General features: G+C 69.2%; 8 protein-coding genes and 1 pseudogene. 2 read left to right on the top strand and 7 right to left on the bottom strand.

Going from position 1 to position 13,462, the window contains the following annotated elements:
* Together ACIP6U_RS42720 and ACIP6U_RS42715 are read right to left on the bottom strand one after the other, a co-directional pair.
* Positions 1-727: SPFH domain-containing protein (locus tag ACIP6U_RS42720; protein ID WP_401728331.1), on the bottom strand; the 727-nt coding region annotated here is incomplete at its 3' end.
* 81 nt (positions 728-808) lie between these two features.
* Positions 809-1,291, bottom strand: coding sequence for a hypothetical protein (locus ACIP6U_RS42715; RefSeq protein ID WP_401728329.1), 483 nt, complete (start codon positions 1,289-1,291; stop codon positions 809-811).
* Positions 1,292-1,842: 551 nt separating this feature from the next.
* Here ACIP6U_RS42715 and ACIP6U_RS42710 point away from each other — a divergent pair.
* Positions 1,843-3,228, top strand: a complete 1,386-nt coding sequence (locus ACIP6U_RS42710; RefSeq protein ID WP_401728327.1) for a GNAT family N-acetyltransferase — start codon at positions 1,843-1,845, stop codon at positions 3,226-3,228.
* 153 nt (positions 3,229-3,381) lie between these two features.
* Here ACIP6U_RS42710 and ACIP6U_RS42705 read toward each other — a convergent pair.
* The 4 genes and pseudogenes from ACIP6U_RS42705 to ACIP6U_RS42690 form a co-directional block, all read right to left on the bottom strand.
* Positions 3,382-4,047: pseudogene (locus tag ACIP6U_RS42705) on the bottom strand (flavodoxin family protein); the annotation flags it as partial.
* A 275-nt stretch (positions 4,048-4,322) separates the two neighbouring features.
* Positions 4,323-5,864 (bottom strand): RHS repeat domain-containing protein, encoded by a 1,542-nt coding sequence (locus ACIP6U_RS42700; protein WP_401728325.1) that lies wholly within the window; start codon positions 5,862-5,864, stop codon positions 4,323-4,325.
* 59 nt (positions 5,865-5,923) lie between these two features.
* Positions 5,924-6,640 carry a hypothetical protein gene (locus ACIP6U_RS42695; RefSeq protein ID WP_401728323.1) on the bottom strand — a complete coding sequence of 239 codons (717 nt, stop codon included), beginning with the start codon at positions 6,638-6,640 and terminating at the stop codon, positions 5,924-5,926.
* Positions 6,641-7,244: 604 nt separating this feature from the next.
* Positions 7,245-10,364 carry an AAA family ATPase gene (locus ACIP6U_RS42690; RefSeq protein WP_401728322.1) on the bottom strand — a complete coding sequence of 1,040 codons (3,120 nt, stop codon included), beginning with the start codon at positions 10,362-10,364 and terminating at the stop codon, positions 7,245-7,247.
* A gap of 805 nt (positions 10,365-11,169) precedes the next feature.
* Between ACIP6U_RS42690 and ACIP6U_RS42685 the strand changes: the two genes are divergently transcribed.
* On the top strand, positions 11,170-12,471 hold the full coding sequence (locus tag ACIP6U_RS42685) for a helix-turn-helix domain-containing protein (RefSeq protein ID WP_401728321.1): 1,302 nt from the start codon (positions 11,170-11,172) through the stop codon (positions 12,469-12,471).
* Positions 12,472-12,541: 70 nt separating this feature from the next.
* Here the strand turns inward: ACIP6U_RS42685 and ACIP6U_RS42680 are convergent, their stop codons facing one another.
* A complete protein-coding gene (locus ACIP6U_RS42680) occupies positions 12,542-12,733 on the bottom strand; it encodes a hypothetical protein (protein WP_401728320.1) in 192 nt (63 codons plus the stop codon).
* Between the last annotated feature and the right edge of the window lie 729 nt (positions 12,734-13,462).

The raw sequence follows: 13,462 nt of genomic DNA, 5'->3' as shown, positions 1-13,462 counted from the left end.
CGTCCGCCTGCCGGCGCTCCAGCTCCAGGATGGCCTCGCGGGCGTCGACGTTCTGCCGCGTGATCTCCTTCTCCTCGTGGCGCTGGAACTCGTTGATGCGCACGTGCTCGATCGCCGTCAGCTCGGTGATCTTGCGGATGCCCTGGGCGTCGAGGACGTTGGCCGGGTCGAGCTGGGTGAGCGGTGTCTGCTCCAGATAGTCGATCGCCGCGTCCTCGAGGTGGTAGCCGTTGAGGTCAACGCCGATGACCTCGATGATCCGGTACCGCAGCTCCTCGCGCTTGGTGTACAGGTCAGTGAAGTCCAGCTGCTTGCCGACGGTCTTCAGCGCCTCGGAGAACTTCGCGTGGAACAGCTCCTGCAGCGTGTCCCGGTCGCTCGCCCTAGCGGTGCCGACGGCCTGGGCGACTTTGACGACGTCCTCGGCGGTCTTGTTCACCTTCACGAAGAAGGAAATCCGGATGTCCGCGCGGATGTTGTCCCGGCAGATCAGCCCCTCTTTTCCGGCCCGGGTGATCTCGATGGTCTTCACCGAGATGTCCATCACCTCGGCCTTGTGCAGCACCGGCAGCACGACCTGCCCGGTGAACGTCACATCGACCCTGCGCGTCTTGGAGACGATCAGCGCTTTGCCCTGCTCCACCTTCCGGAACAACAGAGAGACGACGAGTACGGCAACGAGGCAGACGGCGACGAGCACGCCGACGCCCACGATCATGGCAGTCATGACATACGTCCTTGAGGCGTAAGGGAGTTGAGCACGAAGAAGGAAGGGGCCGGAGGTGAGATCCGGCGGAGATGTCGGGGCTCAGGCAGCGCGATGCCGCGCGGCGGCACGGGATGCGCCCCCATAGGGGTCGCGGCTCCCGGCGCCTCGTAGCCCCGTGTCGTCGCCCGTGCGAGCCTCGCTCAGCACGGACAGCGCGGGTTCATCCGGGAAGAGGCTGTGCAACGGCCGCACGATCAGACAGGTCACGACCCAAGCGACCAGCAGAGCGCCCCCGGGCGCGATCAGGTGCAGCAGCCAGGTGACAGGCCCGGAGGGGCCGAACACGGCGACCACGACCGCCGCGCCGACACTCAAGGACCAGGCGAGCACCGTCAGCACGGAGAAGGCAACCGCCACCGGCACGCCGCCCATACGCCATGCCCGCAGGTCCACGTCCGTGTCGAAGCTGTCGACGCCGACGGCGCCCACGGCACACAGAAGCCAGAAGCAGACGACCACTCCGAGGGCAGCGGTCAGCAGGATCGTGGGCAGGCCCGTGGCCGCTACCAGAAATGTCCGCATCCCCTGATCCCCCTTTCCGCCCGCGGCGCGCAACTACGCCAGCTTCGACGGCGCACAGTCGTTCCGGGTTTCGATGCCGGTCACCTGCCGGTGCCCGGCATCGAAACCATCCGCCGTGGTCCCCGCGATCCATCCTGCATGACCCGATCCCGACCGCGCATTGCCGGTTCCCGGCAAAGTTCATTAGGATCTGCGTGCCGGTGGCCGCTAAGAAACCGTCACCGACGCGTCAAAATTCCGGGGGACGGCGTGACAGACCGACAACTTCCTGAGCGGTTCCTGGACGGCGACGCCGAGATCCTGACCGACGTGTCAACCACCGGTCGGCGCGCTGCTGGTGGTGGAGGCACTGAACGGAATCGACGGCGTCTACTGCCCACTCCCCGACGGCGGCATGGTCGCATTCACCACCGCCCCGGCAGCGGGTGCTGCCCGGGCCGAGCACGGTCCACCGTCGGCCCTTCCCGAAACCGTAAGAACCTCGACTGCCCCGCCTCGGCGGTCGGCGGCTAGCCTCGGGGCATGAGCGTCGAGACGAGATGCGCACGTACATGAATCGGGCATCGCTCTTCTGTGACGTCTCCTTGGCGCAGCGCCTCGACCGAGTCGAGGCCGAGCTGATGGCAGCGGCGGCCGAGGCTGCCTGTCTGCGCCGGGGAGACGATGTCGGATTCGTGAGGCGAATGGCCGGCGGTGTGGCCGCGTTCGCCGAGGACGGCTCGCCGTTCAACAAGATCGCCGGCCTCGGATTCGCCGACGTGCCCCACGCGGACGCACTCGACGAGATCGAGCGCGCCTTCGCCGCTCGCAGTGCTCCGGTGCAGGCCGAGGTGTCAGCGTTGGCCGATCCTGCGGTCGGCGCCCTGCTCACGGCGCGCGGCTATCGGCTGGAGGCGTTCGAGAACGTTCTCGGCCTCGCTCTCGGCGGCGCGTACGAGCGGGTGGCTCCGCCTGACATCGACGTCCGGGTGGCTCGCGATGAGGAGTTCGACGCGTGGCTGGACGTGGTGACTGACGGGTTCGCTCATCCCGACGGACAAGGGGTTCCCTCGCACGAGGAGTTCCCGCGTGACGTGCTCGCGAACGCGGAGCGGGACTTCACGGCGGCCGGCGTGGTGCCGTACATCGCGCTCTGTGACGGCAACGTCGCCGGAGGCGGCAGCCTCCGCGTCGCGGACGGCGTCGCCCAGCTCACGGGTGCGGCGACGGCCCCAGCCCACCGCCGTCGCGGCGTGCAGACAGCCCTGCTCGCGGCTCGGCTCGCCGACGCCGCTACCGCCGGATGCGACCTCGCCGTCGTGACCACGCAGCCGGGTTCCAGGTCCCAGCAGAACGTGCAGCGCCGGGGATTCCACCTGCTGTACACCCGCGCCGTGCTGGTGAGAGGGGTCCCACCGACCGGAACCGCGCCCCACTCGGCTGCGTCGGTCGACGTCCCGGACAGGGTGAGCGTGGTGCTGTACGACGGCCCACGGGACAACATCAGGCCGCTGTTCGAACTGGCCGAGGACTCACCGGCACAGCTCGACTCCTACATCGAGGACGGGCGCGTGCTCGTCGCGTTGCGGGGAACGGACGCGGTCGGTCATCTGCAATTGGTGGCAACCGACCAGGGCGACACCTTCGAGATCAAGAACATGGCCGTACGGGAAGACCTTCAACGCGCCGGCGTGGGCAGCCGTCTGGTGCGCCGGGCGATCGACCTGGCCTCGCGCGAGTCGGGACGACGCATGCTGGTCGCCACCGCTGCGGCCGACACCGGCAACCTGCGCTTCTACCAGCGACAGGGATTCCGTATGCGGACCGTCGAACGGGACGCCTTCACCGCCCATACCGGCTACGCATCCGACACCCTCATCGAGGGTATTGAACTGCGGGACAGAGTCTGGCTCGACCTCCTGCTCTCTCCACAGTCCGTCTCGGAACGCAGTTCCTAGGGTATGTGCGTGCCCCACCTCCGCCCTGCGTTTCGGGGTGAGCAAGGTGCCGCAGGTACGAACACCGGGCTGGAGCGCCTGCAGTTGCGCCTGCCGTGTCGGTCGGTCAGTGTGCCGCTGCCGTTGGTGAGCGTCACGAACTCCCCCGGCACTCGACCTCCGGTTGCCTCTGGGACATCGGGGCGCACCACCAAGGCAATGGGCGTTCGGTCGCATGAAGGTGGTGTTGCGGTTGGTGAAGTCGTTCTCCGGGCCGCCCGAGCCGGGGTCCAGGTACGACAGTCCGGGGCCGGCCGGTCCGATCCAGCCGGCGTCGGCCTGCGGCGGGATGGTGTAGCCGAGGTGCTGGAGGCTGTAGAGGACGTTCATGGCACAGTGCTTCACGCCGTCCTCGTTGCCGGTGATCAGACAGCCGCCGACGCGGCCGTAATAGGCGTACTGGCCCTGCGAGTTGAGGAGGCTGGAGCAGGCGTAGAGCCGCTCGATGACCTTCTTGGTCACCGAGCTGTTGTCGCCGAGCCAGATCGGGCCGGCGATGACCAGGATGTCCGCGGCCATCACCCGCTCGTGCAGGGCGGGCCACTCGTCGACGGCGAAGCCGTGCTCGGTCATGTCCGGGTGGACGCCGGGGGCGATGTCGTGGTCGACGGCACGGATCTCGGACGTGGTGACACCGCGCGACATCATGATCTCCGCGCTCTTGTCGATCAGCCCTTGGGTGTGGCTCTGCTGGGGCGGCGGCTTGAGGGTGCAGTTGATGAACAGGGCAGTGAGGTCGTCGAATCGGTAGGCGTCGTCGGTGGCGGGCGTCGTGGTCATGGGCAGCACTCCTTCATGCGGGACCACCGGTCGGCTCCCCGTCCGGATCTGAGCCGCGGCTCACCGGCAGCGTCTCTCCCGGACGGCGTTGTAGAACACCGGCAGGGCACCGTTGGTGCCGGCTGCGGCACCGGCGTAGCGCACCTCGCAGACCAGGTCGGCCCATTCGGGGCGGCCCGCACAGGTTCCTGTGCCGTGGCGGACCACTAGGTGGTCAGCTGGGTTCCCGGGTCGGTTCCGTTCGACTTGGGCATGAGCGACTTGACGGCGCGGCCCTAGTCGTCGAACTCGGTGATCCGGGTGATCGCCAGGCCGCCGGGGTCCTGCACGTTCTTCGTGGCCAGGCCCTTGGCCCAGTCGTACTCGGTGGTGGTGACACGCCCGTCGGCCATCTGACCGGGATAGGTCAGCAGTTCGGCGCCGACGGTCTCCTTGGTGGGCTGGTTGACCACGGTGGCCGAGCCGTCTGTGGGACGACCGGCGTCGTAGGACGTGGCCGTCCACGTACGACCGGGAGCCGCGGTGCCCGCGGCGAGCAGGACGGTGCCGTCGGCGGCCTTGAGGTCCTTCCCCACCGTCAGCATGCGCAGCAGACCGCGGGAGTCGGTCGAGCGGGAGCCGTCGGCGGCGAAAGTGGTCTCAGTGGCCAATAGGCGGGCCCTCGCTGGGGATCCGGCCGCGTCGGAGCCCAGTCCGAGCTCGGCGAGCTTGGCCGTGTCCTTGGCGGTCAGCCCGAGAGCGAGCGCGCGGTTCGCGGCCGACAACTCCATCACCGTGTTGCCGTACCGGTCGTACTGGGTGGTGGTGATGTGGTCGCCGGGGTTGTGCTGGTTGACCTGGCGTCCGGAGGCGTTCATGTAGAGCACCATGGCCCGGGCGTAGTCGGCCTTCGACAACTGCGCACCGTCGGAGGAGGAGGACACCTTATCCGCGGGGAAGACCGCGGTGGCGTCGACGGGAGCCTCGTTCTGTCCCCACGTGGCGACATCGGCCGAGCCCATCGTGGCCGGGGCCGTCGTCGGGGTGAGCGGAACGTTGTAGACGACCGTGGAGGTCGCCGTGCCGGAGACCTGGTCCTTCGTGCCGGCTGCCAGGGTGGGCCTCTGCACGGACAGCAGCATGCCGTCCGAGGCACCCGTCACAGCGGCGACCTTGCCGTAGTTGAACGTCCACGGCAGTTGTCCCGGCGGTGTCAGGGTGCTGACGCGGCCGGCGGAATCGTAGGTGTACGTGGTCTTGAGCGCGGGGCTGATCCCGGGGTCCCACACCTGCCGCAGACTGCCCTGCTCGTCATAGGCGTAACGGGCCACGCCGACCGCGGTGGAATTGGCGGCGCCGGGTTCGGAGGCCCACACCTTGAGCTCGGAAACCTGGCCTGCGATGTCACCCAAGGCACTGGCGGTGGCGGTGGTCGTGATCGCATAAACGAAGGCCAGGATCTTGCAACCGCGGGGCGACGGGGTGGCCTCACAGGTGGTGGCCGTGACCGCGCTCGTGGCACCGATGATGCGCTTGGGGCGGCTGACCCGCTTGCCGTCGATGGTGACGACTTCGGAGACCACGAGGCTTTCCCCGCCGTCGATGCCGGACTTGACCGAGCTGGACAGCTGCCAGGTCGGGGCGTCGGCGGCGGCCTTCTTGAAGGTGGTCACCGAGCCGTCGTCCTCCTTCAGGGTGAAGGAGGACGAGAATCCGCCGGTCAGGGCAAGTTCTTCGAAGCCGGTCTCGGGGATCCAGCCGTTCTGGGCCTGGTTGGCCGGCGCACGCACCGGCACGGGCCGTGAGACCGTGGCGAGCGGCGCCGGCGTCAGGGGCACCCACGGCTCTGGTGGCCTCGCGGGGTCGCGCAGGTGTGCCGACCACGACCCTGCGGCGGTCACCACCGCCATCGCCACGTTGTCCAGACGTCTTCCTGGAGTTGGTTGGCGACATTCCCGTCGAGACGGGGCGTGCGCCCCCCGGGCCCCGCCCCGCGCCTGGTCACGTCGAGTCCACTGGAGGCGTCCGGCCTCACCGTGGTCGGGTTTCCGGCTCCGTCGTATCGGACGGTGGCCCCGTACCTCACCCTCCAGTCGAACCAGTCGAGCAGGAAGACCTCATGCGACGTGTTGTGCCGCACCGCGAGCCAGCTTCGGAACTGGTCCTCGCCACCGGTCCCGACCAGCCGCTGCTCCTCGTTGTCACGCGTCACCGTAAACGGCGCATGCGTCCACGGGGAGTCCTGCATGCTGATGGACTGCTTGCTCCGGTCCTCCGCCCCGAACTCCCTCTGCCGCTCGCTCATCCACGGCTGCCGGCCCTCCCCGCTGTCCTGGGCGGGCAGGTCGCGAACCGTGTCCTTGTACAACGCCCGTCGGTTCCGCGACGTGGGATCGGTCGGCTTGTAATAGAACTTTCTCGTCGACTTGTAGACGGTTTGCAGGAACCCGACCGTGTATTCGCCGACGCGGTCGGCCGGACCCGTCGCCGTGACGTCCCCCTGGATACGGAAACCCACCCATCCGCCTTGCCCACCCCCTATGACTCCCACTCTGAGGCCGTCTCCGTGTTGGCCGACTTCAAGGTCGCCCACCTTGTCCCCGTTGTGCTCCACGTTGGCCGATTCGAACCTGACCGTGTCGTCCGCAGCGTCGGCCGTGGTTCCGGCACTGCGCCAGGGACGCCAGGGCTGCGCGGGGCGGTCCGTCGTGGTGAACCGCGATTCTCCCTTGACCGCACGGGAACTCCGGGAACCCGCGCCCGGAAACCGGGCCGTGGCACCTTGCCCACCGGTACGGGGCACGACGCCGGGAGACGCGTCACAGCGTGCGCTGTCCGGGCGGTACCGGCCGCGGTCAGCGAACACGGCAGCACCCTTGGCAGACGTCTCTCGCCCGGCCTGGCCACCACCCCGGGCACCGACAGCGCGCACCGCCGTCGCCGGACCCGCGTCCGGCCTGCCGTGAGCGCGCTGGACCGTGTCAGGTAGGTACCGCGCGGACCGTTCCACCGCACCGGACGACACCCGGTCCGCCTCCCCTGCCAGCGGATCGTCGACCAAACCGATGTTCGGTTTGGCCTGGATGAAACCCCGCACGCCACGGTTGCCGTACCGGCTTTGCAGGTTCAGCAACCCGCCGCGGGGGTGTGCAGGGTGAAGCACGATCGACGCGGACCTTTGCGTGGCGGTAGCCGGCGCCTTCGGCTCCGGCCTGACCTCACTCTGACGGGAACGCATGCGAAGCATCCTTTCCGTTCGTCGCACCAGTACCGAACTCTCCCGCGGAAAGGATCTTGCCCATCTTCTGGTACTCGCGCCGGGTGGCCCGGAGCAGATGCCCCATCGTCACCACCCCGCCGTCCGCGGCGGCGAGGAAGGCGCCCGCGAGGGCGATGTTGCGGATGTTGCCACCGGGCAGGTCGATCTGGCGGGCGAGCAGGTCCAGGTCGAGGCCGGCGTCCAGGGGGACCTCCTTGGGCCAGACCTGTTCCCAGATACGACGGCGCTCCTCGACCCCGGGAACCGCGAAGTCGATCATGACGTGCAGGCGGCGGATGAACGCGTCGTCGAGGTTCTTGCGCAGGTTGGTGGCCAGCACGACCACCCCCTCGTGCTGCTCCATGCGCTGGAGCAGATAGCTGGTCTCCAGGTTGGCGTACCGGTCGTGCGCATCGCGGACCTGGGAGCGCTTGCCGAACAGGGCGTCGGCCTCGTCGAAGAAGAGCACGGCGTTGCTGGTGGCGGCCTCGGCGAAGATGCGCGAGAGGTTCTTCTCGGTCTCGCCGATGTACTTGCTGACCACCGTCGACAGGTCGATCTTGTAGAGGTCCAGGCCGAGTTCGTGGGCCAGGACGTCGGCGGCCATGGTCTTGCCGGTGCCGGACGCTCCGGCGAACAGCACGGCAAGGCCCCGGCCGTTGGCCAGTTTCCGCTCGAATCCCCAGGTCTCGTACACCAGGGCCCGGTAGCGCACCTGATCGGCGATCTCCCGTAACTGCTCCATCCGGTCGGCGGGCAGCACGATGTCGTCCCAGGTGTAGTGGGGCGTGATCCGCTGGGCCAGTTCGCCCAGTTTGCGGTTGGACTGCAGGCGGCACGCCGCGTACAGGTCGTCCTGGGTCATCCGCGGTGCGCCGGGGGCGCGGGCGTGCGCCAGGTTGCGGGCGGTCGCCGCGGCGTCCTGGATCTGGCCGCCGGTCAGCCGGAACTTACCGGAGACTGCGGCCAGATCCAGCGCGGTCCGGTCCGTCCCGTCCTGCCCGTCGAACGCGGTTTCCCAGAGGCGCGTCCGCTCGGCGTAGCCCGGAGCGGGGAACTCCAGCCGTACGAAGGTCATGCCCGGCGGTGGGTCGGACGGTTCCCACGCGGTGTCGCCCGCCAGGAACACCGGGGCGGGGTGGGCCGCCAGCGTGGACAGCAGCAACGCCAGCCGGGGACGAACCTGTTCGCCGAGGAGCGCGTCGGCGTTCTCCCAGTAGGTGACCGCGCCCTGCAATCGTGCCTCCCGGTCGACGAGAGCGACCAGTGCCGTGAACTCCTCCATCGGACGTTCTGCGAGCAGATCCGCCGACACCACCAGCAGCGGCGCGTTCCAGCGCCGGGCGCAGGCGGCTGCGGCACTCTGCTTGCCGACGCCGTAGGGGCCCTGGCAGTAGACGGCGAGGCGGTCGTCGGCATGCTCGGCCAGCCGGGCCAGGGACGCGCCGAACTCGGTGGGGAAGTGCAGGTCGTCGAGCGTGCCGGCCGGTGCGACGAGCCGCGCGTACGGTTGCAGCGGGTCGGCCGGTTCGTCGTCCTCCAGCAGGAACGCGGCGACGCGCGGGTCCAGTCGGACACCGTTGCCCAGCAGGGAGTGCGTCGGTGTCGCCGAGTCCTCCGTGAGCGTGATCAGCCGGTGCCGGACCAGCGGCGCCGACGGTGTGAACCGGGCCCGCGCGGCGGCACGCGCCGCGTGGTCGGAGCAGAGGATGTCGAGGGCGAGGCCGACGGTGGGCAGCCGCCGGGTCAGGTCGTCGTGCAGGTATCCGTACAGCCGCTCGTAGCGACGGTCCGTCTCCGGAGCGAGGCACATCACGACGACATCGATATCCACCGGGTGCAGCTCGAACAGCCCGGCCAGGACCACCAGCCGCAGGCTCACCCCGTCCCGCACGCTGTGCGCCACGCGTTCCGCGATCTCAGCCGAAAGCCTGTCCAGTTCCCCTTCGGCTTCCGGGTCGCCGTCCACGGGTGGGGTGTTGTCGAACGCGTCCTCCAGCAGCGCGTCCACCTCGGCGTCCGTGACGTACAACGCGGAGAGTTCATCGGCGGGCTCGTGCCGGGAGCGCCGGGCCCGTCGGACCTGTCTGCCCAGCAGTACGTCGAGCCGGGCCAGCTCCGCCAGCAGGTGCCGCGTCGAGTCGACATAGCCCGAACCACTCATGCTGCCCTGCACCTCGTCCCCGTCATGGTCAGCCGATCCTTGCTCCCGGACCGGCCGACCGCTCGAGGTCCGGCCGCCGGAGCCGGGCGGATCAGCCGACTGTAAGCGGACGGCGTCCACCGGCGCAGCCTCATCGCGGGAAGAGGGCCGCTGCATCGGGATCACGCTCCCGTCCGTCCGCTCCGACCGCGGCCGGGAGTCGTCGGAGCCGCCCGCGCCTCGTACCTCGTACGTCGACCGCGCGCCCCGGACGCCACCCGGCAGGATGTCCTCGGCCCGGTCGGCCCGGATGTGTTCGTAGAGGACCGTGGTGTCCGCCGAGGGCCCCACCCCGAACTCGTGGTTCACCACCGAGGTGCACCGCTGGTACTGGCGGAGCGCGGCGGTGCGGTCGCCGGCCGCGTAGTGCAGTCGCATCAGCTGTCGGTGGGTGGGCTCCCGCGCCGCGTCGTGGCGCAGTACGGCCTGCCCGAAGCCGACACCCTTCGCATAGAGTCCGTGTGCCTCGCAGTGGCCCATCAACTGGTCCAGCATCGCGAGATTGGCCTGTCTCAGGCGGTCCCGTTCGTGGTCGCACCAGTCGTGGTACCAGGTGGCGAGCAGGTCCCCCCGATAGAGGCCGAGCGCGTACTCGACCCTGTGCGCCTGGTCGTCGGAGAGGGCCTGGCCAGGTGTGTCCCGGACCTTCGCGTAACTCTCCTCGAACGCGTCCACGTCCAGCCACCAGGACGCCGCCGGGTTGATCCGGATGGAGTTGGGATCGACGACGACAAGCTCGGGTGTCTCTTCCCCGGGTGCCCGGCCGGGCTCGCTCGGCCGGTCCTGTATGGCCGAGTTGAGGCGCCACAGGGTCTGGCGCAGGTACTTGCGGGCGACGCCAGGCTCGATGTCCGGCCACAGCAGCTCGGAGATCACTTCACGGGTGTGTGTGCGTTCCCGGTGAATCAGTAAGTAGCCGAGCAGTTCAAGGGCCTTGCCCGGCGGGGTCGTCAGGGTTTGGCCGCTTCGTCGAAGATCCGCCTCGCCGAACAGCCTCACCTGTATGCCATGCACTACGACTCTCCCTCGAACCCTGCCGGTTCACCCCGGCCGGCGCCGGGAGGACACCCGTGCAACGGCACCGAGGCGGACGTGTCTTCATCAACTTCCTTTGAAATCAAGGGACTTGATGGCACCACATAAAAGCACACAACACCTTCACCTTTCCCTCACGGGCGGCCGTCACTCACAGGAAGGCGACGATCTGAACCCGCTGCCGAGCCGTCCCCAGGACCACGTCCCGGCTCGACTCGGCCAAGCAGGGCCCCGCGCCCCTCGCAGTACAGCCCGGCGACAGGACCCGCCGGGCCACGTTCTGCACGGAGTGCCCTGCCGACTGCGCCGACGAACCGCCGAGCGACCGACCAGGAGCACGACGACGCCTCGCCCCACCTCCGGTGCCCGCCCGCGGACCACTCGCCCCGAGCGTCACCACCCGGCCCACCCGGCCCGCCCCACACCCCCCTCGGGCATGCCCTGAACGCGTCTACGCCTCGAACCCGGCCGCGAAGGCGCCTTGCGCCCCTGTCATGGATCCAGTCACAATTCAAGGAACCACCATGACTCCATGACAGATCGGAGTCAAGCATGCGGTCGCAGGGGCAGGCCACCGAACTCGTAAGGTGAGGGCTCGTCATTGATCGCCGCGCGCGGCACCACGGCCCGTACCCGTAAGGAGCGCATGTTGGCCACACAGCCGGCCTTCGGAAGAAGAGTGCGAGCGCTCAGGCTCCGGGCGGGCATGTCCCAGGCCGCGCTTGCCGGGCCTGAACTCTCGGCGAGCTACGTCTCCCTGATCGAGAGCGGTAAGCGCGAACCGAGCCCTGAGGTCGCCACCGCACTCGCGGAGCGGCTCGGGGTGACTCCCGAGTCGCTCCAGTCGGAGTACACGGACGTCCCGGAGCACGGAGCCGAGGGCAATGGCACCAGCAACGGGAGCACCGGCGCCGACGAGCGGATCGGCCTCATGGAACTGCTGCTCAGGGCACGCAGAGAGGAGGAGGAAGGCACCTCCGACATGGCCGCCGAGCTGCTCACCTCGATCCTCGACAGGGACGGCGGGAGCTCACACCGTGACGTGCTCTGGGAGGTCCGCTGGTCGCTGGCGCGCATCCACGAAAGCAACGGCCGCGTCGACGAGAGCCGGCTCCTGTTGCGGAGGCTCCTCGACGACGACTACACCCGCTCCTCGGCGGAGAGACTGGAACGGGTCGCCCGGCACCTCGCCGAGCTCAGCCTGAACAACGGCGGCCTCGTCGACGGCCTGCGGTTCGCCCATCTCGCATGGACTCTGGCCGAGCCCCGGCAGGACACCGCCGGCGCCGTGCGCGCGGGCACCGTGCTGGTGAACGCCTGCGCGTGGAGCGGACACGAACGCTGGGGACGCGAGGTGGCCGACGCGCTCGTCGCGCGGCTCTCGGACAAGATTCCCTGGCCGCAACGGAGTGCCGCGTACCGGGAGTCGGCCCGGCTGTGCCTGCTGACCGACGACTACCCCCAGGCGCGGACCTGGTTTGCGAAGGCCCTGGAACAGATCGACCCGCGGAAGGACATCAACGCCTGGGCGGAGGCGGAGTACTACCTGGCGATCGCCGAGTTCCTGGTCGACCAAGACCTCGACGACCAGGCGGTCGAGCGGGTGGGCAGGGCCCGGCCGGTGATCAATGTGCTGGGCCACACCAGCATGCTGGTCCACCTGGCCGTGCTCGAAGGGCATCTGGCCCTGAGGCGGGGTGAGTACGACCGGGCCCGGCTGATGGCCGACGCGTCGGTGGCGGCCGGGTCGTGGCCCGCGACACACGAGGTCGGCGTGAACCAGCTGTGGACGGCGCGGCTCTACCGCGCGCTGGGCGACACGGCCACCGCGACCGGGGTATACCGGCGGGCGGCCGAGCTGTGCGAGCAGGGCGGAGCGGCGTACTTCTGCGCGTACGCGTGGCGGGAACTCGCCGAACTCCTGGCCTCGGGATCCGGCGACGGCTGAAGCGGCGGTCGTGGCCACCCGCCCGGGACCCCGACGCCTTGACTTCTGACGGCATGCATGACTCAAACTGTCACATGTATGACTTCGAGCGCCGAGTGCTGTCACGGTCACCGCGTGGCCCCCGGGCTGTGTGGTCGACGGCTTCCGGACAGGCGTCGTAGACCGTGTCGCCCGGCTTGAGGAACCGGCCGCCCATCGCCTTGTGCCACCGGCCACCGGCCACCGGCCACCGGCCACCGGCACGAGCCGTCTCGATGGCCATGCGGACCGCACCGTTGCAGAAGAGCAGGGCATGCTGCTCCCGTTCGGCCTGCTCGCCGAGAACCCGGCCACGGCGGTTGGCGCGGAATGGGCTACGTCGTCCGTGTCCGCGTCCCCGCCGACGTGATCGGCCCGAGCGGCAGGTCGACGCGGTCGCCACATCATGCCGCCACGTACATCACCTCCTTCGTCATCGCCGGCGTCGTTGCCGCGCAGGGGACGCAGATCGTCGGGCAGGTCGGGAAAGTGGAACAAGTGGCGGCCCTGCATGGTGATGCCGCCGCACAGCGTGGCGGCCCGCCCCCTCATCCAGAGGGCGTCAGCTGTCAGACCGGCCACGGACCGCATCCGCACCAGCTGCCGTCCGTGCCGCGCAGGGCGTGACCGCGCCATGGGATGCCCCAGGTCCAGCGCCCTTATGCGGAATCGAGACCGTCGTACGCCCCTTCTTCCCGCAACCCCAGGGCTGCGCTGTGTGTCCAGGAACATGGCGTCTGGCGGGCGCCGGCGATCGCACTCTCTGTCGCAGGTCGTGGCAGAGGATTCAGCAGTCGAGAAGAGGAGGAGCCATGCTCGATCTCAGGGGTGTGCCGGTGACGGCGGTGATGGTCGGGATCCTGGTTCTGACAGGGTGCGAGAATTCCGCGGCTTCGCACGCCGACTCAGGTGCACGCTCCTCGTCACCTACTGAGACTCCTTCTGCACCGGCAGACCCGCCTCCGCCCGTCCC

This window comes from Streptomyces sp. NPDC088794 (assembly GCF_044750545.1).
Lineage (GTDB): Bacteria > Actinomycetota > Actinomycetes > Streptomycetales > Streptomycetaceae > Streptomyces.
This window is presented reverse-complemented; position numbering and strand designations above follow the sequence as displayed.

Bases quoted from the DNA above. Each gene is read 5' to 3' on its own strand.
- ACIP6U_RS42715 (WP_401728329.1), bottom strand. From the start codon at position 1,291: ATGCGGACATTTCTGGTAGCGGCCACGGGCCTGCCCACGATCCTGCTG.
- ACIP6U_RS42710 (WP_401728327.1), top strand. From the start codon at position 1,843: ATGAATCGGGCATCGCTCTTCTGTGACGTCTCCTTGGCGCAGCGCCTC.
- ACIP6U_RS42685 (WP_401728321.1), top strand. From the start codon at position 11,170: ATGTTGGCCACACAGCCGGCCTTCGGAAGAAGAGTGCGAGCGCTCAGG.
- ACIP6U_RS42680 (WP_401728320.1), bottom strand. From the start codon at position 12,733: ATGGCCATCGAGACGGCTCGTGCCGGTGGCCGGTGGCCGGTGGCCGGT.